General features: G+C 57.7%; 24 protein-coding genes. 14 read left to right on the top strand and 10 right to left on the bottom strand.

The features are described from left to right. The first annotated feature begins 232 nt into the window (after positions 1 to 232). Positions 233 to 442, top strand: coding sequence for a hypothetical protein (locus BLQ09_RS31565; protein WP_092357460.1), 210 nt, complete (start codon positions 233 to 235; stop codon positions 440 to 442). A gap of 502 nt (positions 443 to 944) precedes the next feature. On the opposite strand, the gene BLQ09_RS14300 is transcribed toward BLQ09_RS31565, so the two are convergent. The 6 genes from BLQ09_RS14300 to BLQ09_RS14270 form a co-directional block, all read right to left on the bottom strand. Next, complete coding sequence (locus BLQ09_RS14300; protein ID WP_092357456.1) at positions 945 to 1,547, bottom strand: DUF262 domain-containing protein; 603 nt, start codon at positions 1,545 to 1,547, stop codon at positions 945 to 947. A 513-nt stretch (positions 1,548 to 2,060) separates the two neighbouring features. Beyond that, positions 2,061 to 2,513, bottom strand: a complete 453-nt coding sequence (locus BLQ09_RS14290; RefSeq protein ID WP_175472313.1) for a thiol-disulfide oxidoreductase DCC family protein — start codon at positions 2,511 to 2,513, stop codon at positions 2,061 to 2,063. A gap of 273 nt (positions 2,514 to 2,786) precedes the next feature. After that, positions 2,787 to 2,924 (bottom strand): endonuclease, encoded by a 138-nt coding sequence (locus BLQ09_RS31560; RefSeq protein ID WP_256568805.1) that lies wholly within the window; start codon positions 2,922 to 2,924, stop codon positions 2,787 to 2,789. A gap of 348 nt (positions 2,925 to 3,272) precedes the next feature. Then, positions 3,273 to 3,623 carry a hypothetical protein gene (locus BLQ09_RS31555; protein ID WP_256568785.1) on the bottom strand — a complete coding sequence of 117 codons (351 nt, stop codon included), beginning with the start codon at positions 3,621 to 3,623 and terminating at the stop codon, positions 3,273 to 3,275. Between the two features lie 287 nt (positions 3,624 to 3,910). Next, positions 3,911 to 4,381 carry a hypothetical protein gene (locus BLQ09_RS14275; RefSeq protein ID WP_092357450.1) on the bottom strand — a complete coding sequence of 157 codons (471 nt, stop codon included), beginning with the start codon at positions 4,379 to 4,381 and terminating at the stop codon, positions 3,911 to 3,913. Positions 4,382 to 4,568: 187 nt separating this feature from the next. Next, entirely contained in the window at positions 4,569 to 5,114 is a 546-nt protein-coding gene (locus BLQ09_RS14270; protein WP_092357448.1) for a tyrosine-type recombinase/integrase, read from the bottom strand. 1,126 nt (positions 5,115 to 6,240) lie between these two features. Here BLQ09_RS14270 and BLQ09_RS31550 point away from each other — a divergent pair. The 6 genes from BLQ09_RS31550 (at position 6,241) to BLQ09_RS14235 (ending at position 10,706) form a co-directional block, all read left to right on the top strand. Beyond that, complete coding sequence (locus tag BLQ09_RS31550) at positions 6,241 to 6,804, top strand: hypothetical protein (protein ID WP_223841603.1); 564 nt, start codon at positions 6,241 to 6,243, stop codon at positions 6,802 to 6,804. Between the two features lie 312 nt (positions 6,805 to 7,116). Next, positions 7,117 to 8,013, top strand: coding sequence for a hypothetical protein (locus BLQ09_RS14255; RefSeq protein WP_027607311.1), 897 nt, complete (start codon positions 7,117 to 7,119; stop codon positions 8,011 to 8,013). Positions 8,014 to 8,043: 30 nt separating this feature from the next. After that, positions 8,044 to 8,328 carry a hypothetical protein gene (locus BLQ09_RS14250; RefSeq protein ID WP_027607310.1) on the top strand — a complete coding sequence of 95 codons (285 nt, stop codon included), beginning with the start codon at positions 8,044 to 8,046 and terminating at the stop codon, positions 8,326 to 8,328. Between the two features lie 101 nt (positions 8,329 to 8,429). Beyond that, positions 8,430 to 9,062, top strand: coding sequence for a hypothetical protein (locus BLQ09_RS14245; RefSeq protein ID WP_092357446.1), 633 nt, complete (start codon positions 8,430 to 8,432; stop codon positions 9,060 to 9,062). 500 nt (positions 9,063 to 9,562) lie between these two features. After that, entirely contained in the window at positions 9,563 to 10,312 is a 750-nt protein-coding gene (locus BLQ09_RS14240; RefSeq protein ID WP_027607308.1) for a hypothetical protein, read from the top strand. A gap of 124 nt (positions 10,313 to 10,436) precedes the next feature. Beyond that, a complete protein-coding gene (locus tag BLQ09_RS14235; protein ID WP_065927112.1) occupies positions 10,437 to 10,706 on the top strand; it encodes a hypothetical protein in 270 nt (89 codons plus the stop codon). 253 nt (positions 10,707 to 10,959) lie between these two features. Here the strand turns inward: BLQ09_RS14235 and BLQ09_RS31280 are convergent, their stop codons facing one another. From BLQ09_RS31280 to BLQ09_RS31275, 3 genes are all read right to left on the bottom strand, one after another. Next, positions 10,960 to 11,466, bottom strand: a complete 507-nt coding sequence (locus tag BLQ09_RS31280; RefSeq protein WP_065941793.1) for a hypothetical protein — start codon at positions 11,464 to 11,466, stop codon at positions 10,960 to 10,962. A gap of 63 nt (positions 11,467 to 11,529) precedes the next feature. Then, positions 11,530 to 12,156 carry a helix-turn-helix domain-containing protein gene (locus BLQ09_RS14225; protein ID WP_092357444.1) on the bottom strand — a complete coding sequence of 209 codons (627 nt, stop codon included), beginning with the start codon at positions 12,154 to 12,156 and terminating at the stop codon, positions 11,530 to 11,532. A gap of 4 nt (positions 12,157 to 12,160) precedes the next feature. Then, the gene (locus BLQ09_RS31275; RefSeq protein ID WP_162844266.1) at positions 12,161 to 12,319 is read right to left on the bottom strand and encodes a hypothetical protein; all 159 of its coding nucleotides are present in this window, start codon (positions 12,317 to 12,319) and stop codon (positions 12,161 to 12,163) included. A gap of 240 nt (positions 12,320 to 12,559) precedes the next feature. On the opposite strand from BLQ09_RS31275, the gene BLQ09_RS14220 reads away from it, so the two are divergent. The 3 genes from BLQ09_RS14220 (at position 12,560) to BLQ09_RS14210 (ending at position 16,380) form a co-directional block, all read left to right on the top strand. Then, the gene (locus tag BLQ09_RS14220) at positions 12,560 to 14,677 is read left to right on the top strand and encodes a TonB-dependent receptor family protein (protein WP_092357442.1); all 2,118 of its coding nucleotides are present in this window, start codon (positions 12,560 to 12,562) and stop codon (positions 14,675 to 14,677) included. Between the two features lie 231 nt (positions 14,678 to 14,908). Beyond that, the gene (locus tag BLQ09_RS14215) at positions 14,909 to 15,451 is read left to right on the top strand and encodes a sigma-70 family RNA polymerase sigma factor (RefSeq protein ID WP_092357440.1); all 543 of its coding nucleotides are present in this window, start codon (positions 14,909 to 14,911) and stop codon (positions 15,449 to 15,451) included. Then, positions 15,448 to 16,380, top strand: a complete 933-nt coding sequence (locus tag BLQ09_RS14210; protein ID WP_092357438.1) for a FecR family protein — start codon at positions 15,448 to 15,450, stop codon at positions 16,378 to 16,380. Before BLQ09_RS14215 ends, BLQ09_RS14210 begins: the two co-directional genes overlap by 4 nt. Here BLQ09_RS14210 and BLQ09_RS14205 read toward each other — a convergent pair. After that, entirely contained in the window at positions 16,377 to 18,194 is a 1,818-nt protein-coding gene (locus BLQ09_RS14205) for a sigma-54-dependent Fis family transcriptional regulator (RefSeq protein WP_092357436.1), read from the bottom strand. The genes BLQ09_RS14210 and BLQ09_RS14205 overlap by 4 nt on opposite strands. A 262-nt stretch (positions 18,195 to 18,456) precedes the next feature. Between BLQ09_RS14205 and BLQ09_RS14200 the strand changes: the two genes are divergently transcribed. From BLQ09_RS14200 to BLQ09_RS14185, 4 genes are read left to right on the top strand one after another with little or no spacing between them, the layout of a single operon-like run. Then, on the top strand, positions 18,457 to 19,551 hold the full coding sequence (locus BLQ09_RS14200; RefSeq protein ID WP_027607299.1) for an ABC transporter ATP-binding protein: 1,095 nt from the start codon (positions 18,457 to 18,459) through the stop codon (positions 19,549 to 19,551). Beyond that, positions 19,551 to 20,648 (top strand): ABC transporter ATP-binding protein, encoded by a 1,098-nt coding sequence (locus tag BLQ09_RS14195; protein ID WP_092357434.1) that lies wholly within the window; start codon positions 19,551 to 19,553, stop codon positions 20,646 to 20,648. The genes BLQ09_RS14200 and BLQ09_RS14195 overlap by 1 nt, the downstream gene beginning before the upstream one ends. After that, on the top strand, positions 20,645 to 21,511 hold the full coding sequence (locus BLQ09_RS14190; RefSeq protein ID WP_025858174.1) for a carbohydrate ABC transporter permease: 867 nt from the start codon (positions 20,645 to 20,647) through the stop codon (positions 21,509 to 21,511). Before BLQ09_RS14195 ends, BLQ09_RS14190 begins: the two co-directional genes overlap by 4 nt. Before the next feature lie 10 nt (positions 21,512 to 21,521). Beyond that, a complete protein-coding gene (locus tag BLQ09_RS14185) occupies positions 21,522 to 22,322 on the top strand; it encodes a carbohydrate ABC transporter permease (protein ID WP_003174634.1) in 801 nt (266 codons plus the stop codon).

The following is a 22,322-nucleotide window of genomic DNA, read 5'->3' as shown; positions in this document are numbered from 1 at the left end:
AAGGGGGGAGCCCATTGAGCTTTGGATCTAGCTCAGCCTGAGTGTGCGCTCGAACCGAAGGCAGTTGATTACGCGCCTAGTAGGCATGGCAAGCGGAGCGCGCAGGCGTGTGGGATGGAAGCCCGAAGGGCCGAGACGCAGGCTCGGTTAACGACAGCCCCTCCCCGAAGGGGCACGCCCAACGCCTGGCCGTGTGAACTGGAGACAAAGACCATGCTGCGAGGATTTTCCGATGGGAATGACAGACGATGACGACACTGTGTATTGCGACGTTCAAATGCCCTTGGCGCAGGGCAGGGAGCTGCTGCAGTTGGTGAGCACCCTAAGAGAGTCAAATGCCCACCCGGCTCTCAACAGAGTTTTCGAGCGCATGCAGGATGAGCTCAGCACCTCAATCGATATCATTGAGAACCCACCGAACTGGGGGCCATGGCGTCAGTGAATAGACCTCCATTGAGCACCATTTTTAAATTTCTGAACCCGTGCGAATGGGCTGTGGCTGCAACCAGGTTGCCTGCTCACTACCGTTATTTTTGAACCAGGCCTTTGTATAACTCTCGCGCCGCAAGGATTTGATCCCTGAGTTCCTCGGGGTCAATGCGCATGCCTCCGCGAGGCGTTACCTGAAGCGTCTTTAGGCGGTTCGCAGCTTTAATGAATTCCCGTTCTTCCGCCTGAATCCACGCGGGGCGCTTGTCTTTCCAAAATAGCCAACCCATCTGCCCGGCCTCATCTTTGATCGGATGATCAGCAGTATGTGGGAGCGGTAGCCAATGTCCAAGCAAGAAGGTGAGTCGGATCGCTCTGCAAGCGGAGCGCGCAGACCAGAAGGGTCGAAGAGCATGAGGATGGAAGCCCGAAGGGCCAAGACCTGTCGTAGACAGGGCTTGGTTAACGACAGCCGTCCCTGCTAGGGCATGCCACGACAACTGCAGCGTCGAAGACTACCGCAAGGCGCGCTGTTCAAATGACCGAGGCACTACATTCAGCGCGCAAAGATCGTATGTTCTGCGCAATGCCACCTCGTCCCCAGACGAGACCCTGACATGGGAAAAGATCGTCGACAGAAAGCGTTTCCTTTCGCCGTTGCCGAGCTCAGACCAAATCCTCGGCTGTCCTTGCGCATCTGGGACTGCAAGGCAGTCGAGGAGATACTCTTCCAGGCTGTGCAGACGTTGTTGGCCATCAATCAAAATTTCACTGTTTTCGGCCAATGCCCTGCCACCGCTCTCTGATTCGTACCAGTCATTCGTGAGGTAGCTCCCCAGATCCCCGCCCGACCATACTGCAGAGATGAAGCGAGACTTCTGACCGAGGTTCCACTCCAACCCACGCTCCCACGCTGGAACGGGCATGCCCATAACGAATCGCGCCGCCCACGGAAACTGCTCACGAACGGAGGAGGGGTCTACCAGATACTTTTCCCAATGGCCGATTAAGACCTCGAGGGGAGAATGACTGACGGTCGTGGGCAGAAGACGTTGTGGCATATGGATGTGCAGAGCTGATGTTCCGCCGTCGGCGTAGCGTTTAAAAAAGGAAGTCATGGTTTTCCTGGGGCGTTCAGATAAGGCGAAATGTTCGATTCAGTACGGGTGCATCTCCAGGCGTCGACCGTTTCGATGATCAGCAGATCTCGTTCGATAGAAACGTGGATCTGGTCACTATCGACAAGCGCGTGCACATAGCCTTCGACGTAGGATGCTGCCTTATCGAATGCGGAAGGTGAGTCGGATGACTCAATGTAACTAATCAGTCGTTCCCAGGTTCTCCGCTGACGGTTGCCCAGGATCGTCTCGGGAAACGATATCGCTCCCCGCAAAATCTGAATGGATGAAGACATTGATTGGGTCAAGGCTGATTTCTCACCGCGTATATACAATTGAAAACGGTGTGTTTTGGTGAAACTTGAGCTGGAGCGAGGATTTTTTGTTCAGATGCTGCAGGGACGCGAACGCCCCCTTCAGCAATAGAAGGCATTCCTGTTGTGTGTAAAGCGGATAACGAAAAGACCATGCGTTCGATCATATATCACCGACCCTGACGCCTGAATCTGAGGTCTAGTGAACCAATGCGACGTTTGCCTTCAAAAAGCGCTTATCGTGATCTGCCGCTGGAAGGTGGGTGGAGTCGTACTGACCAAACAACTGATAGCGATTTACCGCGATTTTGTCGTACATCCAATCTCGCATGGCTGCTGGTACAACACGTGCAGCCGTGAGCCAGCGCCACGGGGCATTTAGGCGACCTAAAATCTCGAACATTGCCTCAGAACGTATGGACACCTTGTTGTTTGAGATGAGAACAATGGTGTTGAATTTGTCCCGTGGTAGTCCGGCCCACCTCAAAAGCTCCTGGCCCTCAGGCGACTGAACCGCAGCGAGCTGAATTCGGTGAGCCTTGTCATAGTGGATGATGAACCTAGCCCACCCGTTGCAGAGCTTGCATGTGCCGTCAAAGAGAACTGCCGTGTCGCTCGATTGTAGGAACGGAGCAGGGGATTCGGTTTCCATGGTTATTAAGTCTCCAGTCTCATTTACAGTTGCCTGCTTTGCGGTAGTCCGCCAATCGAGCTTCGGATTCTGACTCGAAGGCTACCTGGTTTTCCGAGGACACCTTGTCGTAGCTTGGGCAACCTTCTGGTAGATGGTAAACATGGCTTTTACTCTACCGATGATGCTTCCAATTGATGTGGAGCGGGATACCTATATCGGTTTTCGTGATTGCGCCGACTTTGCCATAAGGCCGCTGATTACTCCGTCGCTCACCGTCTTATAGCCTTGAGTCTAACTGCGTCCTTTAGTCACGAATGAGGTGGGATGCTCAATGATCGCGGTGATACGTTTATTTCGCTCCTTTTCCCAAGGTGTAACTGGAAATTGCTCGTCCCATGCCATCAGTAGCTGTTGCTGCTGGCGATACAGATTAGGGTTGTATCGGTCGAAGAAGTAGAGCGTCGTCTTGGATACCGATCCTTCACCTTGTCTCGCGGTTCAGTCGCACGCTGTGGCCGACTGGCGCCACGAATCTAAGTCATCATCGAATAGGTCTGACTCGTCAGTCTGCCGTTCCGAGGCGGCGTCCGATTCCTCGGCAGGAGACGGCCCGAAGATATTTTCAGGCGACCAGTCATCTTTGAAAAGGTACATGTCACGCGTAAATTCAGCGATTCCGACTTCGCTGTCGTCCAGGATGTCACGAGCAAAATGTCTGAAAATCCTGCCTCCATCAACCCCACGTCCGACATCCTTATCTTTGATTAGAAGGACAGTTCAATTCTCATGCAACGCGCCGGCAGCAATTTTCGCCCAGGCGAGGTGAAACAACTTATAAGTCTCACCGACAAACATGGAGTCATACACCACGACAAGCGTTCCTTTGGACGCATGCAAAAGCTTCACCGGGGAGAGAACTGCCATGGTAATAGACTGCTCGATCAAATCGATCACCCTGGTGTCAGGTTGTCCTTCCCAGAGCACTACGAATCTCTGAATGCACACGACCTCGAGTGGCATGCAGTCAACGCCGAATAACTGCTGTGTAGAAAAAATCGTGTACGCGCCCTCACCATCATCGTTGTGAGGTTGCTCATGTTCGGTATAAAGCCAGCGGGAATAAATCATGTGGGATACCGTATTGGCGAAGGGTTTTCAATTTATATGTGGGACGTCACTGTGGTGCGCAGAGACAACGATTTGGTAATGGCTGGAAGTTAGGGGCAGAATTTGCTGTGGCGTTTTGATGCTTCGTCATTGGTATACCGCCCAAGGAAACGAGGGAATGGTTTTCCCGGAAGTTACCGATAGGTCGAGGTGCTTGAGTCAAGAAGAGTGCGGCTAGGAACGTCTGCCGTGTCGAAGATCCGCAAGATTTCGTTTTATGAAAATATCGATCTAGTCTCCTACAACTCTCAGTCCAAAGCTTTTTCAAATTTCAGGTTTTGAAGTCTCATTGGTAGAACTTCAGTAGGGCACCAATCAAGCGCAGCAAAGATGCATAAATGCCATATCACCATTTGGATGCGGAGAACATCTTCCGTGGGGTGCCGCCACATCAGCTTGCGTGGTTTCAGAATTGAGTGGAGAGTATTGACAACCCCTCTGGGGTAGCGCCCGCGCCCGTCTCCGTCTGCAACTACGGCGAATGCGAAACAACCACAATCTTGGTAGCTGTCCACAATTTTTGTTAAACGCTTTCTAAGCTCTTTCTTGCTAATTCTAGAGGCAACAATCCACCAGATTAACTCAACGTCTTCAAGATCGATCCATTCGGGCGGTATATCACGGTTGTTTTCATATTGCTCAAATGGAAGCAGGTTGGTTGTATTCATTCTCCCTCGTGACGGCTGTCCGAAAATTAAGTCAACTTGTTGGTTGTTCATTCATTTCTTCTTAGTTAAGACGTAGGCGTAACAGGGCTATGGGGTGCGAAAGGCGCCATTTTTTGGGGGGGGTAATTGACTAGCTTGTCTGCTGTCTTTCGGCAAGAATTTCGGGTAGGTAAGCCCCACTAAAGACTCTTCCGTAAGCTTAAAAGCTTGGCCCGGTCTCGCCCTTTCACTATTCGTATTAGTTTTGCGGCGGGCGCTTGTTGATAGCGTAGTGATGGGTCATGTTCCGGCTGATTGTGCCCATGACAGGATTGAAATGCTTGGATACCTGCATCGCCGCTTCTGCCTTAGCTATAATAACCGAACGACGCACGACGTGTGGCGAGCGTCCACCATAGGTGACGTTCGCAGCCTTCAGCCAGCTCACAAGCTTCTTACGAAGTTCTTCAGGCTTCATCGGAGAGTTTGAAGCTGAGCCGCTGGGGAAAATGTAGTCGTTCTTTGATCTGTTCCTCAGGTTCAGTATCTCTACTGCAAGATCTACGTCTTGCTTTGGCAGTGAAACTGCTCTGAAGTTTACTGTTTTCTCGACTCCAAGCACCAAGTCTTGCGATTTGATCGGCAAATATTCGCTGGGCCTCATGCCTGTGAGCATTAGGGAGAAAAGTAACCGGTCTGTAAGCGAGCCTTTCTGTTCGAGAGTTTCTTTTATTTGCATCAGCTCACCTCGACTAAAAGGCCTGGTCGCTTTGCTTTGCATATCTTCTTTTGTTTGACTCATCATCAATAACCGTCATGAGAGGGCTGCCATTTAAAAGGAGTGGCTACGCTGACGTCAAGGTGTTTTTTCACTTTTCTCGGCGTGTGGTAATATTTTAACAGTATATTAAAAGTAGACTCTTAATTTGATTTTGTAGCTTTTAGAAAGTTTCTGGTGCAGCTTTTTTTATTGGCTTTTCGGTATAGTTCTAGTGGTGGGGACTTTATTTTTTTTGCTTAAGTTGTAAGTGCTGTTGCTGTTCAGCGATTACCTCGAATGCAATTGATTAAAAGTCTGGTGATGGCTTTTGCTTTTGAATTGAGTGGCGCTCAACAATGTGTATTTATAGCAGAGGCTGCTAATCCATTATGCGAGTTTGCGTAAAAGACCGACGCCGAAATTACAAAATGTGGAATTAGCGATTGCAGAGCATGAGTGGTGACTTGAGTAGTGTTTCGGTAGATCGAGTCCTTGGTGAGGTTACGATGCGGTTGGCAGCCGGTGAGCATAGAGTTTCACAATGCTGATCCTCTAACTCTGGGAGCCGCCTCCTCATGCGAGCACGCTCTGAGACTCCAAAGTACCGCAAGTGATCGTCAGACCGAACCGGGTGGCGGGCTTGGCTCAGGTATTTTGTCCTGAGTTTCTCCCCTCGTTAAGGTGCAACGCCTAACATGCAACGAGTTGCACCTTTGCAAGCTTTGGGGCGACGACGGGCTACGGTAATATTTCATTGGCAGAGAGCCCGGATTCATTGATGTTGACTAAGGTGCAGCTTAAAGCTATCGTAATGGCTCTTGAGGAGGCATTGGGTTGAACCTTATATAAGAGTTCGAATCCCTGGTTTCCCGCCAAGATTCAAACGGAAGCCTCGCGAAAGCGGGGCTTTTGTGTTTCTGGGGTTTGGCGATCTTCTGCTTACTGTGCCCTGTAGCAGACTCGCGCAGCCAATACTGATGATTGCCGATGCAGCCCGGGACCTGAATCAAGCAATTGAAGCCACTTCCACTGGCTCATTTAATTCGTGGTTTTTCCAGCCAGCTTTTGCTCGTCATCTTTTTATTTTTTTACTACTATCGTTCATCTGCGCACTCAAGGAAGAGAGGCTGAGCGCCTTGAGGCTGGTAGAAAAATTACACTCGATCATTGAATGAGTTATTACTTTTACCCAGAACCTAACGACTCAGCCATCCGTAATTACCTCTTGGTGGAACCGATGGATAAAATGTGTGGCATCGTTGTAGTGGTAGGGCTTGCCCTCTCTGGATGCGCTACGAAAACTCCCGAAAAACCTGATGTGACTCCACCTCCTGCCGTCGTCCAGGAAGCACCGCCTGAGGTCGCACCTTCGACCCCAGAAAAGTGGACTGTGCGATACGAGGCTGCACCTGTGAACGCCAGTGCTGACGCCCCGAAAGCAGCTTCTCTGGAGTCTGCTCAGTCAGAAACAGAAACAAATTTGAACCAAAATCGCGCTGAGCAATGCCGTAAAGAACTGGATGTTTTAAAGGTCTACAACAAAGCGTCTTACGATAAATACGAGGCGCAATACCAGGCCATTGCTGCCAAGACTGCCAAATACATGGAAATTAAAGACTCATTGGGTCCCGATTTAAACTACATGGTTATGCCGGCTTATCAATTTCAAATTCGTGAGTTCTGCTTCCGAGTTAAGACCCGTCTGTCGGAGCTTGTGCTTCGCCAAGCCCGATAATGATTCCACGTCCGGGGACGTCTTTTGCCAGCTGGTGAAACAAGCGCTGCATTGTCCGAAAGATGACGAGGGTCCCAGGCGTGGTTTCCCGCCAGGACTTAAACGAAAGCCCCGCCTTAGCGGGGCTTTCGTGTTTCCGGCCCCAATGTCGCGAACGTTGTGAACCCGTTGGCATTAACCCATATGCGCAGGGAACGATGTTAATGGGCCATGTTCCAACCTGCCGTGCCAAGCCCGCCCAATGACGGCAGGGTTCAATCGTCCCCGCATAAACAGCGGTGCGCGCAACCCCATTACAAGGACGCAAGCGTTATGCAGTCATCCCCCTCCCAAGCGCCTTCCGCCACCGGCGAACTGATCGCCAGTTTCCGTCACGGCAAGGGTTTTCTGATTTTCAGTTTGATATTTGGCGTTGTGTTGTTAGGTCTCGCCGGGTTTGTGTTGTATCTGGGCACGATCCTGCCACCGGGCAATGAAGGGCCGGTCAGCCTCCAGACGTCCCGTGGCATGGCCTTCAGCTTCAGCAGCCCCCATACCTTGATTTACGCCACCAGCGCTTTGCTGGCGGTTCTCGGGCTGGGTGTATTTGCCGCTTACGCCTGGCACAGGAAACTGCGTGCGCCGCTTTACGACGTGTATGAGCATGGCATCGAGCGCATCATCAACGATCAGCGCGAATACACCGCCTTTGCCGAGATTGATGACCTGTATCTGTTCGGCTCCGGGCAAACCGTGCTGACCGGCATGATCACCAATGTGGCTTACCGTCGTAATGCCTCCGAGCCGTTTCATCGAGTGATCGAGAGCCTCAAGGGTTTTCACGATTTCCAGCAGTTGGTCCGTGAGCTGCACGTACGTGCACGTCTGCCGGGGGTGCTGGCGACGCTGGAGTCGGGTGGGGCAGTCAGGTTTAATTGCATCAGCTCCGGGCAGGTCTGGGGCAAGCGTGTCAGCGGCAACTTCCTCAAAATCACCACGACGCCGATTGTGGTGAGCCAGGATTTTCTCGAATACCAGGGGCGCAAGGTGCCGATGTCGTCGCTGCGTACCGTCGACCTCAACGCCTGGACCGAAAAGGTGGTGATCAAGGACGAGAGCGGCAAACCCGTGTTGTCGACCATCGCCACCGGCATTCTGAGCCACGACCTGTTCCTCAACACACTCGATGCCGTGTTTGCGGCTGAAGAGCAAGCACGCGAGCCGGCTTGAGCCAATCGTGTCATTCATGAGGATTAAACGATGATCTATCGCGGCGCAGGCTGGCTGACACTGTTCACGCCGGTGGCCATGGTGTTGTTGCTGATGGGGGTGTGGCCCGACCCCAGCGTCAAACCCGGCAATACCTCACTGATGCAACTGTTGATGGGGGTGGGGATTGGCTCGGCCATCAACACCGTGCTGGGCTTTGTCCTGAATCGGCAGGTGCATGAAGATGGCGTGCGCCATCACTTCTTTTTCATGCCCATGCAGTGGCCGGCGCTGGCGATCATGATTGTCTGCGCGGTGATTGCCCTGCTCAAGTAAGGCCGCCCTTAGGCGGGCGTCCAACTAACGGTTTGAGGGGAACGCGAAGGTTCCTGGCTTTTCGCCCATTATTGAACGCTGCAACCCCTGGAGCCCGTTGGATGAACCGTCAAGACCCACCTCACCTTGTCGCCACGCTTCCCGGAGCGCCAAGCGCTGCAAGCCCTGTCGCGCACCCACCCACCTGGTATTACGGCCCGGATCTACCGAGCGTTGGCGGCAGTGGTCGGGGGATCCTGGGGTTCTACATTGCGCTACTGATGCTGTTGCCGGGCTACGGGCTGGTGATGTTGCTCCTGGCCGGGCTCGGAGCGCTGCAGGGCACGCCGGCCAGCGCTGAATCGAGTTTTACGACGTCGGCGCTCATCCTGTTCATGCTCGGTACCGCAGTGCTCATCGGTGCGATGTTTGCCTGGATGGCCTCTACGCCTCATGTGGAGGCCTTTACGTTCGATGAAAACCAGCAACTGCTCAGCCTCACGGTTATCCGTCGTGGCCGCGGGCCCTACGAAGTGCGGGTGCCATTCAGCAGCATCATTTACGTCTGCCCCTACGTCCTCGCCCGGTTTGATCGCCATGGGCATTTCCACCTCGTGGGTCAGGGACCCAAGGACAAGGTTTTCGAATATCGGTTGGGTGAGGGGATCTCTCTGGACGAAATGGCGTTTCATGCTGAGTGGTTGCGGGGAATGATAGGGGCGCGGATGCACGAACTGGTGAATCTGGATAAATGAAACATTCGCGTTAATACCAGACTCGTAGTGTCGGGCCGTCCGCGCTTGAAACCCGCGCGAACGCTACTGCGGCAGCAATGGCATTTAAGTTGATGGGCCCAAATACAGGGCGAAACCTGCCCCAGCCACACGCGCAGCTGATCTTAAAGGCAGTGAACCATGGCTCAGCAGAAAAGCTGAGCCACCGATAGCAGGCAAATCACCTGGACAAAAATCTGAGCTCGAATGGGATGTTTCATCTGTGCGACCCTCCTGTACAGCTGCGGGGGGAAGTGCCGTGCGCGATGTAGATCCTCCCTGGATCGCCAACAACACTCGCAACTGTTCCATTGAGTATAGGCCCTGAAACGAATCTTTCACGATTGGGCCGATTCAATCCGCTGCGGGCTCTGCTTACAACTATCTGCCCAGCCCATTGCACTTTTTTTCATTTATCCAATCTATCCTTGTCCCAGCCCTGCCGATTTCCCGCGTGGGCAAAAGAACCAGATCGGGTGCCGATGGATCGCACGTTACTTTTATTCAAGACTCGACGAGTGCCTCGGCCCCTGTGGCTGGCCGTGGTGTTGATACTCTGCGCCAGTGGCTGCACCCAGCAGCAGGGGCGGGACATCGCCAAGCAGTTCAGCGATGGCAAACCCGATGAATTCTTCCAGACCAGTGTCGATCGCATGGCGACCCTGGGCATGCGCGACAACTTGCAAAGCCTGTATTTGCTCATGAACAAGCTCTATTTGCGCAACCCCAACCAGTGGCGCCAGTCGGGTTATCCCGATGCGGTAAGCGCTGCGCGGGAGATCCGCCTGGCCATTGAGCAGCGCCGCTCATTGCCCGCCCTCGGGGAGCGTCGCGACCTGGCGGCGCTGAGCTACTCCTTGAGCCCTGAGTTTCAGGGCGACCGGGTCGGGGCGTTTATCTATGCCATCGGCAGCATGATCGTGACCGCCCACGGTGGGCGTACCGAGTTCTACATTACCGACTCGATCAACCCGCAGTTCGTCAGCAATGCCGCGCGCAATATCGAGAAGGCCACCTGGCTGCTCAGCAAGCGCCAGGATGCAAACGGTGTCCTGCTCCTGTTTTCCAACGAGATCTCGGAGGAGGGCAGCAACCTGAGTTTCGCCGTCGAGTTCGGCAAGATTGTTGCGCGTCTGGACCTGTTGACCCAGATGCTCGACGAACGCTACCGCCGTATTGGGCTTAACTATGCACAAAGCCTGTTGTTGATGAATTTCCTGCCGGTGCAGTAATTGGGTTGTTCGGTATGCTGTTTCTCCTTTGGATGTAGGAAGCGGCCTATCTTGCATTCCGATGCTTGAAACACCTCCCTGTGCGCAATAGCCTCGGATTTTTCTGAAAAAACGAGGCCCTACCTTGGGTAAGCGAAAAACGGCTTGGCCGACGGACCGCGAAATACGCCTGCGCTTTATCCTTTTCGCTGTGATCGACGCCGCGAGCGTTCACGGCGTCCCCTCTGAGCTGTTGCTGCCCGCGCATAAATTGCTGCGAGACTCGCCGACAGAGGCGCAGTTGCTCGCCGCCCTGGGGGAAATTCTGGCCACTGATGAAATGCATGGGTTCAGGCTACCACCAGGTTCGGAGGCCGATGAATTGATGCAGTCGCTGGAAAAGCCCGACGGCTAGGCTCATCCGTTAGACCGTTTATTTCCTTAAGATTGGACGAGATTCCTCAATCGAATATCCATGACGTCTATAGCCGCCAGGTAACGGATGTAACTAACGCAATAGCACCAAAATCACTGTTATCACGCCAAATACAGCTGTCTTGTTCGACCAAGCGTGCCTGGGAACATCCATTCCTGCTGCTCTGCCGGCGTCTTGCGCAGCCCTCCGGTCTCTCTAGAATCGGCGCCAGAACCTAGCCATTTCCTGTCGATTACGGAGTTTCGAACATGATGAATGCAATGCAGATGCCGATGAACACCTCCATGCCAATGATGCCGATGATGGGCATGCCGATGATGATGGCCACCATGAAATGCGAAATGGCCGCTGACGCCATGATGTGCACCATGAAGCCGGCAGCCGGCATGGACATGGCCCAGTTCAAGACCAATGCCGAAATGATGGCGATGATGATGAACTGCGGCATGCCGATGATGATGCAGTGCGCCAACCTGTCGATGATGTGCATGTCGGCGGACGCCATGGCCATGATGACCGGCATGAACATGATGCCGATGATGGGCATGCCCATGCCGATGATGAAGTGCGTCATGGAATGCACCATGATGGCCGACGGCATGATGTGCAAAATGATGCCGATGCCGGGCATGAGCATGGACATGATGAACAACTGCTGCATGCTCATGAACAAAATGATGAACGACTGCGCCATGCCCATGATGATGAGCTGCAACGGCATGCCGATGATGTGCTGCACCTGCTGACAGGTCCCGCGCGATGAATAAACGCCCCGATAAGTCGGGGCGTTTTTTTGCCGTGATTAATCCAGCCGCTCGGGGTAGGTGATCACCAGGAACGCCACGGCTTCGCTGTCCGCCGGGTTGCGGTAGCGGTGGGGCTGGTCGGCGTAGAACAGGATTGAATCGCCGGTGGACAGCAGGTAGCGCTCGTCATTGACGCTGACTTCCAGTACGCCTTGGGCCACCACCAGGTTTTCCTGGATGCCCGGCCCGTGGCCTTGGGAGACTTCCTCGCCGAGTGCCCGCAGGCGAATCTCGTAGAACTCGGACTGGCGTGCCGTATCGTAGGGAAACAATGCGCGGCTGATAAACGCGCCATCGGCACTCACCAGGCGCTTGCTCTGCTGCGCCGGCAACACTTCCACTCCTTCGAACGCGCGATCTTCCAGGAACGCCGCCACCGACACCTTCAAGCCCTTGGCAATTTTGCACAACACCTTGATCGACGGCACGCTGCGCCCGGATTCGATCTGCGCCAGCATTGCCCGGCTCACGCCGCAGGCGCGTGCCAGGGCGTCCAGTGACAAGTGCCGTTTGCTGCGCAGGCGTTGCAGGTTATGCGCCACGCACAGGCTGATCACATCGTCATCGGTGTTGGGCTTGGGCAGCGGTTCGGGCGGTTCGGGAATCACATGCAGGAAATTCATTGGCCTACGCCCGGCGTGTATCGCTGGGCGTTGCGGCGTGGGTGGTAAACACCGCCAACCCTGCGCGCGCCGCGTACATCGCCCACATCAACTCGGCCGCAGCACGTGCCTGGCGGCGTTTGCGGTGGAGGGTAAAGTCGATGACGGTGGCGGATGCAGGCATGGGAGGCGATCTCGTAGGTGACTCGATGGCTCCACAGTAATGGGTACTGGTTATTTCTTTAAATACTGAGTTTGCATGTATTAATTCGATTTTGGACTTAAAAAATAAATCCGGTCCGACGCTGTTGTGGGAAGCGTCTGGTCCGTTATCAAGGCGTGACTTGGCGGGCATCGTTGTCTTCCCATCACTGTTCGCGTGACGGCCCAGCCTTTCACGCCCCCGAATTCCAAGGATCCGCCCATGCTGCTGCGCCCACCTCCGTTCCTGTTCGCCGCCCTGACCTTTAGCTCCCTGGTGCACGCCGAAGACCTGCAATTGGCGCCGGTCGAAGTCACCACGCCCGAGGCCGGCGCCGGCGAAGTGGCCCAGGCGCAGCTCAAGAGCGTGCCCGGTGCTACCAATTACATCGACATGAGCAGCGTGCAGCAGGGGCGGGTGAGTACCAATGAAGACGTGTTCAAGTACCAGCCGGGTGTGTATGCCAAGGCGGCGAATAACGAAGGGGTGAAGCTGTCCATTCGCGGTTCGGGCTTGAACCGCAGCCCAGGAGCCCACGCCTCCGGGCTCTATGAGATGTTCGATGGCTTGCCGCTGACCGGCCCCGGCGGCACCCCTTATGAACTCAAGGACCCGCTGTGGCAAAGCCGCGTCGAGGTGCTGCGCGGCGCCAACGGTTTTGATCAAGGCGCGTTGGCCCTGGGCGGCGCGGTCAACTACGTGACCCATACCGGCTACGATGCGCCCAAGCTGCAAGTGCGCTACGAAGCCGGCAGCCGTGGCTATGCCCAGCGCGAGATCAGTTCGGGCCAGGTGCTGGGGGATGCCGACTACTACATCAGCCTCACCGACTCGGAATCCGACGGCTACCAGCGCCAGAGCGCCGCCACCGGCAAGGGCATGGCCGCCAACTTCGGCTACCGCTTCAACCCGGACCTGGAAACCCGCTTTTATTTCCGCTACCGCGAAACCACCAACGACACCCCCGGCAAACTCACCCGCGCCCAGATCAGCCACGACCCGCGTGCCGCCAACAGTCTCAACGTTGCCCGCGATTCCAAGCGCCTGCAACCGGGTTCCACCTGGATCGCCAACAAGACCACCTTGCAGTTGGACGACAATTCGCGCCTGGAAGTCGGGCTGGCCTATCACGATTACCCGATGGACCTGCGCGAAGGCACCAACCGTCTCAAGGTGGCCTACACCGATATCAGCAGCACCCTGAATTACATCCGCCAGGACACGCTGTTCGGCCACGACAGCAAAACCACCCTCGGCCTGCGCACCACCCAGGCGATGCCCAACAACGGCACGTCGGAATACGTGCGCACGCCGGCCGGCAACACCGCAACCTACGCCCCCGGCACCAAGACCCGCGACTACAGCTACCTGGGCTCCGACACCGTGCTGCATATCGGCAACGACCTGGAGCTGGTCCAGGACCTGTGGCTGACCACCGGCCTGGCCGCGATCTACACCCGCCGTGAGACCCAGGTCACCTATCCCGAAGGCCAGGCGCCGCTCAGCCAGCATGACTGGGACTACGCGCCGCGCATCGGCCTACGCTATGACTTCACCCCGCAGCTGCAGGTGTACGGCAACCTGAGCCGCTCGGTCGAGCCGCCGCATGCGTGGTCGATGATCTGGGGTTCCAACAAATACTTTCCAGCGGGCAGCGGCCCGGCCACTGGATTACAGCGCGAAGGCGTCAGCCTGAAAAACCAGACCGCCACCACCTTGGAAATCGGTGGCCGTGGCGAAGCATGGCTCGGCCAGTGGGACCTGGCGCTGTACCGCTCCGAAGTGCGCCATGAACTGCTCACCGTGGAAACCCAGGCCCAGACCTCGACCAGCAATGCCATCCTCGCCGAGTCCAACGCCAGCCCCACCGTGCACCAGGGCGTGGAGCTGGGCCTGCTCAGCCCGCTGTGGGACGGCGGCCGCAGCGGCAAGCTCGACCTGCGCCAAGCCTATACCTTCAGCGACTTCCACTACCGCGACGACGACCGTTTCGGCGGCAACCGCTTGCCGGGCATCCCCCAGCACTACTATCAGGCGCAATTGCGCTACAGCCACCCGACGGGTTTCTACACCGGCCTCAATACCGAGTATTCCTCACGGGTGGCGGTGGACTACGCCAATTCCTATTACGCCGCGTCCTACACCCTTCTGGGCGCGACCTTCGGCTACGACGCACCCAAGCAGGACTGGCAAGCCTGGGTCGACCTGCGCAACCTCACCAACCGTCGCTACGCCAACACCGTCACGCCGGGCTACGACGACAAGGGCCTGGATGTCGCACGCTCAACCCCGGCCGATGGCCGCGGGATCTACACCGGTGTCTCATGGAGCTGGCGCTAAGAGGACACACAGTTACCTGCTGCATGGAGATCAAACTGTGGGAGGGGGCTTGCCCCGATAGCGGTGTATCAGCGACAGATAAGCTGACTGACCCACCCTCTATCGGGAGCAAGCCCCCTCCCACAGTTGATTCATGGTGCTTTCAGCGCTTGTGCGCCCCTTGCCCCACTATCGTTTTACTGGCATTGTTTGCGCAATTGGTAACTCTTCCCATTTGAGACTCTTTTGCGCATGCATGATATTCCGGCCGCGCTGGGCGATTCAGTGCGTCAGCAGACCCTTACGGCGATGTACCGCGAGCACCACGGCTGGTTGCAAGGCTGGCTGCGCAGAAAACTGGGGTGTTCCCAGCACGCCGCCGACCTGGCCCACGATGCCTTCATCCGTGTGCTGATGCTGGCCGAGCCGCAAAATATCCAGGAACCCCGGGCCTTCCTGGCCACCACGGCGGGGCGCCTGCTGATCGATGGCGCCCGGCGTCGACGCATTGAAAAAGCCTACATGGAAGCCCTGGTGATCCAGGGCGAGGATGCCGGCATGCCCGACCCGGCCGCGATCCATGTGGCCCTGCAAGCCCTGGAACGCATCGCCGAAATGCTTGCCGGCTTGCCCGCCAAGGCTCGCGAAGCCTTCCTGTTGAGTCGCCTCGACGGGCTGACCTACAGCGAAATCGCCACGCGCCTGGAGGTGTCCGCCAGCACTGTCAAAAACTACATCTCCAGCGCCCTGGTGCACTGCTACCACAGCCTGCACGCGGCAGACCCGCTGGCATGAGTTCCGAACAGATCATCCAGCAAGCGGCGAATTGGCTGACCCGCCTGCACGACGAAGAGGTCAGCGACGCCGAGCGTCAGGCCTTCAACGCCTGGTGCCAGGCCGACCCTCGCCACGCGGTTGCCATCGACCGCATGCGCGCGCTGTGGGGCAGCCTCGATGCCTTGCCTGCACAACCCGCACGCGTGGCCCTGAACCGCGCATTTGCCCCGCGTCGCGCGCGCGGTGCCCAGGCGATGGGCGTGCTCGGCGTATTACTCTGCGGCTGGCTGGGCCTTACGCACCTGCCGGTGTGGATGGCCGACCAGCGCACCGACGTGGGCGAGCGGCGCCAGATCGCCCTTGAAGACGGCAGCCAGTTGCAACTCAACAGCAACTCGGCGGTGGACGTGAAATTCGACGGCCACCAACGGGTGATCGAACTGCTGCAAGGCGAACTCTGGGTCGACGTGGCCAAGGATGCGCAACGGCCCTTCGTGGTGCGTACCGACCAAGGCACGGCGACGGCATTGGGCACGCGTTACCTGGTCAAGCGTGCGCCAGACGGCACCACGGTGGTGACGGTGATCGAGTCCACCGTGGCAGTCAAAGGTGACAGCAGCGAAGGCGTCAAGGTCGCCGCCGGCCAGCGCTCGATCCTCGACCATGGCCGCGCCCAACCGCCCCAGGCCACCGACGACACCGACCCGGACGCCTGGACCCGTGGCCTGCTCAAGGTCAACGACCAACCCCTGAGCGAAGTGCTGCAAACCCTGGCCAGCTACCGCCACGGCCTGCTGCGCTTCGACCCCCAGGCCTTGCAGAACCTGCGGGTGACGGGGGTGTTCAAGCTGGATGACACGGCGGCGGCGCTGTCGACCCTGGCGGATAACCTGCCGATCCAGGTGGAGTACTTCACCGACCTGCTGGTGGTGGTCAAGCCGCGCTAGCGTTCGTTCTGGCGCAGGCGCTTGTACAGGGTGTTGCGGCTCACGCCCAGCTCCCGCGCCAGGTGGGAAATATTCCCGCCGGCGGCCTTCAAGCGCTGGGTCAGGTCGATGCTGGCATCCAGGTGTTCACTGGCGGGCAGTGGCGCCGTCAGGTTCAAATCGACAAAAAAATCGTCCGGCAGATGCTCCGGACGGATCGGCTGTTCCTCGGCCATCGCCAGCGCCACCTGCAGCACGCTGCTCACCTGGCGCAGGTTGCCGGGCCACGGGTGCTGTTCGAACAGCGCCAGCACCTCGGCGCTGAGCCCGGCCCATTGGCTTGGCTCCCGGTGTTGCTGCCACAGCTGCTGGAACAGCGCCCGCTTGTCGCTGCGCTCGCGTAACGGCGGCAATTCAAGGGTCAGGCCGCCGATGCGGTAGTACAAGTCCTCGCGAAAGCGCCCGGCCTGGACCTGCTCGCGCAAGGCTCGGTTAGTGGCCGAGATGATGCGCAAGTCCACCGGGAACAACTCGCTGCTGCCCACCGGTTGCACGCAACGCTCCTGCAATACCCGTAACAGGCGCGCTTGCGTCGGCAGCGGCATATCGCCGATTTCATCGAGGAACAGCGTGCCCTTGTCGGCCTTGCGGATCAGGCCGATGCTGCCTTTCTGGTTGGCGCCGGTGAACGCGCCTTTTTCGTAGCCGAACAGTTCCGATTCCACCAGCTCGGCGGGAATCGCCGCACAGTTCACCGCGATAAACGCCTGCTGGCTGCGGGAACTGGCCTGATGCAGGGCCTTGACGAAGACTTCCTTGCCCACCCCGGTTTCCCCGTGGATCAGCAGCGGGATGTCCTTCTCCAGCAGGCGCTCGGCCTGGCGCACGGCTTTTTCCACGCGCACATCACCAAAGTGCAAGGTCTTCAGGCCAATCGCGGCGGGCTTTGGCGCAATGGGCTCGCTGAACACGCGGGCCTGCACCGGCATCTGCTTCGGCCGCTTCAGCAGGCACTGGAAGCGATTGCGTCCGGCCGCCTGCAGCGAAAAGGGCAGGCCCTCCGGCTGATTGAGCAACTCCAGCAGCGACACCTTGAACAGACTGTCGATCATCACCCGCGACAGACTGATGCCCAGCAGGTTGTCGGCCCGGCGGTTGGCCGAGAGCACCTGGCCGCTCTCGTCAAAGATCAGCAGGCCCGCCCATTGGCTGTCGAGGTTGCTCAGGCCGGTGTTGAAGGTCAGCTGGAAGTGTTCGCCGCGAAACAGGTTGAGGATCAGCCGGTTTTCCACGGTCTGGCTCATCATCTTGACCATGCCCAGGGTGTGGGAGGGCGGCAGGTAGCTGTCGCTGGAGACATCCAGCACCGCGATGATTTCGCGCTGGGCATCGAAGATCGGCGCTGCCGAGCCGGTCATGAAGCGGTTGGCCTTGAGGAAGTGTTCGTCATGTTCGATATGCACCGCCTGGGCGCAGGCCAGTGCGGTGCCGATGGCATTGGTGCCGCTGGAGCGCTCCATCCAGCTGGCGCCGGCGCTGAACCCTCGGGCCAGCTTGGGCTCGATAAAGCGCTGGGTGCCCCAGCTGGTCAGCACCTGGCCCTGGTTGTCGGCCAGCATGATCAGGCAGTTGGAATTGCTCAGGATGTTTTCGTAGTAAGGCAGGACTTCCTGGTGCGTGGTCTGCACCAGGGAATGCTGGCTTTCCAGCAATTGGCTGATGCCCTCGGCGGGCAGTTGATCGAAGCTGGGCGTGCTCTGGTGGTCCAGGCCGAAGGCGCGGCAACGGCGCCAGGATTCCTGGATAAGGGTGTCGTGAGCCAGGGGTTCGGCCATGGGGCGACCTTCTTTTTATTGTTTTGGGGTCTTGCACAATCAACGGATGCAACGAAGTCAATCGGGTTCAAAGAGTGTTGTTCATAACTGTTCATTGTCAACCCCCGGATTGTTCAGTTGTTCAGCCAGACCTGTTCATTTCTGTTCGCTCCTGAACATCACGTTCAATCCATTTCCTTGCGGATCAAGCACCTGCCGTTTTTGGCATGAAACTCGCTCTGACGACTGGCCAGATTCATTCCAATAATAAAAAGGTCGTGTCATGTCATTGACCCTGGAACATGTCTCCCGCGTCGTCGAAGGCCAAACCTGGATCGACGACGCCAACCTGCGCTTCGAAGCCGGCTCCTTCAACGTTCTGCTGGGCCGCACCCTGTCCGGCAAGACCAGCCTGATGCGCCTGATGGCGGGCCTGGACAAGCCCGACAGCGGGCGCATCCTAATGAACGGCGTGGATGTCACCCACAAACCGGTGCGCCTGCGCAACGTGTCGATGGTGTATCAGCAGTTCATCAACTACCCGACCATGACCGTGTTCGAAAACATCGCCTCGCCGCTGCGCCAGGCCGGTGTGTCCAACGAGCTGATCCAGAGCAAGGTGCTGGAAACCGCGCGGATGCTGCGCATCGAGAAATTCCTGCAACGTCACCCGCTGGAGTTGTCCGGGGGCCAGCAGCAACGCACGGCCATGGCCCGCGCGTTGGTGAAAGATGCCGAACTGATCCTGTTCGACGAGCCGCTGGTGAACCTGGACTACAAACTGCGCGAAGAGCTGCGTCAGGAAATGCGCGAGCTGTTCAAGGCGCGGCACACCATCGCCATCTACGCCACCACCGAACCGAACGAGGCCCTGGCCCTGGGCGGCACCACCACCATTCTTCACGAAGGCCGGGTGATCCAGAGCGGCAAGGCTGCCGAGGTGTATCACCAACCACAAACGGTGTTGGCCGCCGAGCTGTTTTCCGAGCCGCCGATCAACCTGATGCCGGGACGTATCAGCGGTAACGAGGTGAGCTTCGCCAATTTCGTGCACTTCCCGCTGAACGTCGACCTGCGCCCCATCGGCGAAGGCGAATTCCGCTTTGGTGTGCGCCCCAGCCATATCAGCCTGGTGCCGAGTAACGACGACGACCTCGAACTGGCGGTGACCGTGGAAGTCGCCGAGATCAGCGGCTCGGAAACCTTCCTGCATGTGCGCAGCGAGCACTTCCTGCTGGTGCTGCACCTGCCGGGGGTACATGAGTACGACGTCGACGCGCCGATCCGTGTGTACATCCCCACCCATAAACTGTTTGTGTTCGATGGCCAGGGCCGTTTGGTCCAGGCCCCCGGGCGCCGCGTCGCGAGGGTTGCCTGATGGCCGAGATCCATTTGCAGAACCTGGCGCACAGCTACAGTCCCACGCCGAGCGGCCCTGAGGACTACGCTATCCGGGCAATGAATCACGTGTGGGAGCAGGGCGGTGCCTACGCCTTGCTCGGGCCGTCGGGCTGCGGCAAGTCGACGTTGCTCAACATCATCTCCGGCCTGCTCAGCCCGTCCGAAGGGCAGGTGCTGTTCGATAGCAAAGTGGTCAATGACCTCACCCCGGAAAAACGCAACATCGCCCAGGTGTTCCAGTTCCCGGTGGTGTACGACACCATGACCGTGTTCGATAACCTGGCCTTTCCCCTGCGAAACCAGGGCATGGCCGAGGCGAAAATTCACAGCAAGGTGCAGGAAATCGCCGAAGTCCTCGACCTGCAAAACCTGCTGAGCAAAAAAGCCCGCAACCTCACCGCCGACGAAAAACAGAAAGTCTCCATGGGCCGTGGCCTGGTGCGGGATGATGTGTCGGCCATCCTCTTTGACGAACCGCTGACGGTGATCGACCCGCACCTGAAGTGGAAGCTGCGGCGCAAGCTCAAGCAGATCCATGAGCAGTTCAATATCACCATGGTCTACGTCACCCATGACCAGCTTGAGGCCTCGACCTTCGCCGACAAGATCGCGGTGATGTACGGCGGGCAGATCGTGCAGTTCGGCACGCCCCGTGAGTTGTTCGAGCGGCCCAGCCACACCTTTGTCGGCTATTTCATCGGTAGCCCTGGGATGAATCTGATCGAGGTGCAGGCCGAGGCCGGTGGTGTGCGCTTTGCCAGCACGCTTCTGCCGTTGTCCGAGGCCTTGCAGCAACGCATTGCCGGCAGCGACTACAAGACGCTGCAGGTGGGGATCCGCCCGGAATTCATTCACGTATGGGACGAGTACAACCCTGACGCCCTGCAAGCCGATGTCACTCACCTCGAAGACCTCGGCACCTACAAGATCATGACCCTCAACCTCGACGGCGCCACCCTCAAGGTGCGCCTGGCCGAAGACAAACCGGTGCCCGAGGGCAGGGCGTCCATCAGCTTTCCCGCGCAGTGGCTGATGGTGTATGCCGACGACTACCTGCTGGAGGTGCAGCCATGAACAAGGTGCAGAACAACAAGGCCTGGTGGCTGGTGTTGCCGGTGTTCCTGCTGGTGGCGTTCAGTGCGGTGATCCCGATGATGACCGTGGTCAACTATTCGGTGCAGGACATCTTCGACCAGTCCAGCCGCTACTTTGTCGGCGCCGACTGGTACAAGCAGGTGCTGCTCGACCCGCGCCTGCACGACTCGCTGCTGCGCCAGTTCATCTACTCGGCCTGCGTGCTGCTGATCGAAATCCCCCTGGGCATCGCCATCGCCCTGACCATGCCGACCAAGGGCCGCTGGTCGTCGCTGGTGCTGATCATCCTCGCCATTCCGCTGCTGATTCCGTGGAACGTGGTGGGCACCATCTGGCAGATCTTCGGCCGCGCCGATATCGGCCTGTTGGGCTACAGCCTCAACGCCCTGGGCATCAGCTACAACTACGCGGCCAACACCATGGACGCCTGGGTCACCGTGCTGGTGATGGATGTGTGGCACTGGACCTCACTGGTGGCGCTGCTGTGTTATTCCGGGCTGCGAGCGATCCCGGATGTGTACTACCAGGCCGCACGTATCGATCGGGCTTCGGCGTGGGCGGTGTTCCGGCATATCCAGTTGCCGAAGATGAAAAGCGTGCTGCTGATCGCGGTGATGCTGCGCTTCATGGACAGCTTCATGATCTACACCGAGCCCTTCGTCCTCACGGGGGGCGGGCCGGGTAATGCCACGACGTTCCTCAGTCAGACGCTGACCCAGATGGCCGTAGGCCAATTCGACCTGGGCCCGGCGGCGGCGTTTTCCCTGGTGTACTTCCTGATCATCCTGTTGGTGTCCTGGCTGTTCTACACCGCCATGACCCACTCCGACGCCAACCGCTGAGGCCGCCAACATGAGCAAGCGCAAGGTTATTCCGCTGCTGATCTACATCCTGTTCCTGCTGGTGCCGATCTACTGGCTGCTGAACATGTCCTTCAAGAGCAACACCGAAATCCTCGGCGGCCTGACCCTGTTTCCGCAGGATTTCACCCTGGCCAACTACAAGGTGATCTTCACCGACCCGAGCTGGTACACCGGTTACCTCAACTCGCTGTACTACGTGAGCCTGAACACGGTGATTTCCCTGAGCGTGGCGTTGCCGGCAGCCTATGCCTTCTCGCGCTACCGCTTCCTGGGTGACAAGCACCTGTTCTTCTGGCTGTTGACCAACCGCATGGCGCCACCGGCGGTGTTCCTGCTGCCGTTTTTCCAGCTGTATTCGTCCATCGGCCTGTTCGACACGCACATCGCCGTGGCCTTGGCCCACTGCCTGTTCAACGTACCGCTGGCGGTGTGGATCCTGGAGGGCTTCATGTCCGGGGTGCCCAAGGAAATCGACGAAACCGCCTACATCGACGGCTATAGTTTTCCCAAGTTCTTCGTGAAGATTTTTATCCCGTTGATCGGCTCCGGCATCGGTGTGACCGCGTTTTTCTGCTTCATGTTTTCCTGGGTCGAGCTGCTGCTGGCGCGCACCCTGACCTCGGTCAACGCCAAGCCCATCGCGGCGGTGATGACCCGCACGGTGTCGGCCTCGGGTATCGATTGGGGCGTGCTGGCAGCGGCGGGGGTGTTGACCATCCTGCCCGGCATGCTGGTGATCTGGTTTGTTCGCAACCACGTGGCCAAGGGCTTTGCCCTGGGCCGGGTCTGA

It is taken from the genome of Pseudomonas sp. NFACC25, assembly GCF_900100935.1.
Lineage (GTDB): Bacteria > Pseudomonadota > Gammaproteobacteria > Pseudomonadales > Pseudomonadaceae > Aquipseudomonas > Aquipseudomonas marginalis.
Note: the sequence above shows the minus strand (reverse complement) of the source record. Positions and strands in the feature narration are given on the sequence as shown.

Excerpts from the sequence above, each read along its gene's own strand:
- BLQ09_RS31565 (WP_092357460.1), top strand. The coding sequence starts at position 233 with ATGGGAATGACAGACGATGACGACACTGTGTATTGCGACGTTCAAATG.
- BLQ09_RS14300 (WP_092357456.1), bottom strand. The coding sequence starts at position 1,547 with ATGACTTCCTTTTTTAAACGCTACGCCGACGGCGGAACATCAGCTCTG.
- BLQ09_RS14290 (WP_175472313.1), bottom strand. The coding sequence starts at position 2,513 with ATGGAAACCGAATCCCCTGCTCCGTTCCTACAATCGAGCGACACGGCA.
- BLQ09_RS31555 (WP_256568785.1), bottom strand. The coding sequence starts at position 3,623 with ATGATTTATTCCCGCTGGCTTTATACCGAACATGAGCAACCTCACAAC.
- BLQ09_RS14275 (WP_092357450.1), bottom strand. The coding sequence starts at position 4,381 with ATGAACAACCAACAAGTTGACTTAATTTTCGGACAGCCGTCACGAGGG.
- BLQ09_RS14270 (WP_092357448.1), bottom strand. The coding sequence starts at position 5,114 with ATGATGAGTCAAACAAAAGAAGATATGCAAAGCAAAGCGACCAGGCCT.
- BLQ09_RS31550 (WP_223841603.1), top strand. The coding sequence starts at position 6,241 with ATGAGTTATTACTTTTACCCAGAACCTAACGACTCAGCCATCCGTAAT.
- BLQ09_RS14255 (WP_027607311.1), top strand. The coding sequence starts at position 7,117 with ATGCAGTCATCCCCCTCCCAAGCGCCTTCCGCCACCGGCGAACTGATC.
- BLQ09_RS14250 (WP_027607310.1), top strand. The coding sequence starts at position 8,044 with ATGATCTATCGCGGCGCAGGCTGGCTGACACTGTTCACGCCGGTGGCC.
- BLQ09_RS14245 (WP_092357446.1), top strand. The coding sequence starts at position 8,430 with ATGAACCGTCAAGACCCACCTCACCTTGTCGCCACGCTTCCCGGAGCG.
- BLQ09_RS14240 (WP_027607308.1), top strand. The coding sequence starts at position 9,563 with ATGGATCGCACGTTACTTTTATTCAAGACTCGACGAGTGCCTCGGCCC.
- BLQ09_RS14225 (WP_092357444.1), bottom strand. The coding sequence starts at position 12,156 with ATGAATTTCCTGCATGTGATTCCCGAACCGCCCGAACCGCTGCCCAAG.
- BLQ09_RS31275 (WP_162844266.1), bottom strand. The coding sequence starts at position 12,319 with ATGCCTGCATCCGCCACCGTCATCGACTTTACCCTCCACCGCAAACGC.
- BLQ09_RS14220 (WP_092357442.1), top strand. The coding sequence starts at position 12,560 with ATGCTGCTGCGCCCACCTCCGTTCCTGTTCGCCGCCCTGACCTTTAGC.
- BLQ09_RS14215 (WP_092357440.1), top strand. The coding sequence starts at position 14,909 with ATGCATGATATTCCGGCCGCGCTGGGCGATTCAGTGCGTCAGCAGACC.
- BLQ09_RS14210 (WP_092357438.1), top strand. The coding sequence starts at position 15,448 with ATGAGTTCCGAACAGATCATCCAGCAAGCGGCGAATTGGCTGACCCGC.
- BLQ09_RS14205 (WP_092357436.1), bottom strand. The coding sequence starts at position 18,194 with ATGGCCGAACCCCTGGCTCACGACACCCTTATCCAGGAATCCTGGCGC.
- BLQ09_RS14200 (WP_027607299.1), top strand. The coding sequence starts at position 18,457 with ATGTCATTGACCCTGGAACATGTCTCCCGCGTCGTCGAAGGCCAAACC.
- BLQ09_RS14195 (WP_092357434.1), top strand. The coding sequence starts at position 19,551 with ATGGCCGAGATCCATTTGCAGAACCTGGCGCACAGCTACAGTCCCACG.
- BLQ09_RS14190 (WP_025858174.1), top strand. The coding sequence starts at position 20,645 with ATGAACAAGGTGCAGAACAACAAGGCCTGGTGGCTGGTGTTGCCGGTG.
- BLQ09_RS14185 (WP_003174634.1), top strand. The coding sequence starts at position 21,522 with ATGAGCAAGCGCAAGGTTATTCCGCTGCTGATCTACATCCTGTTCCTG.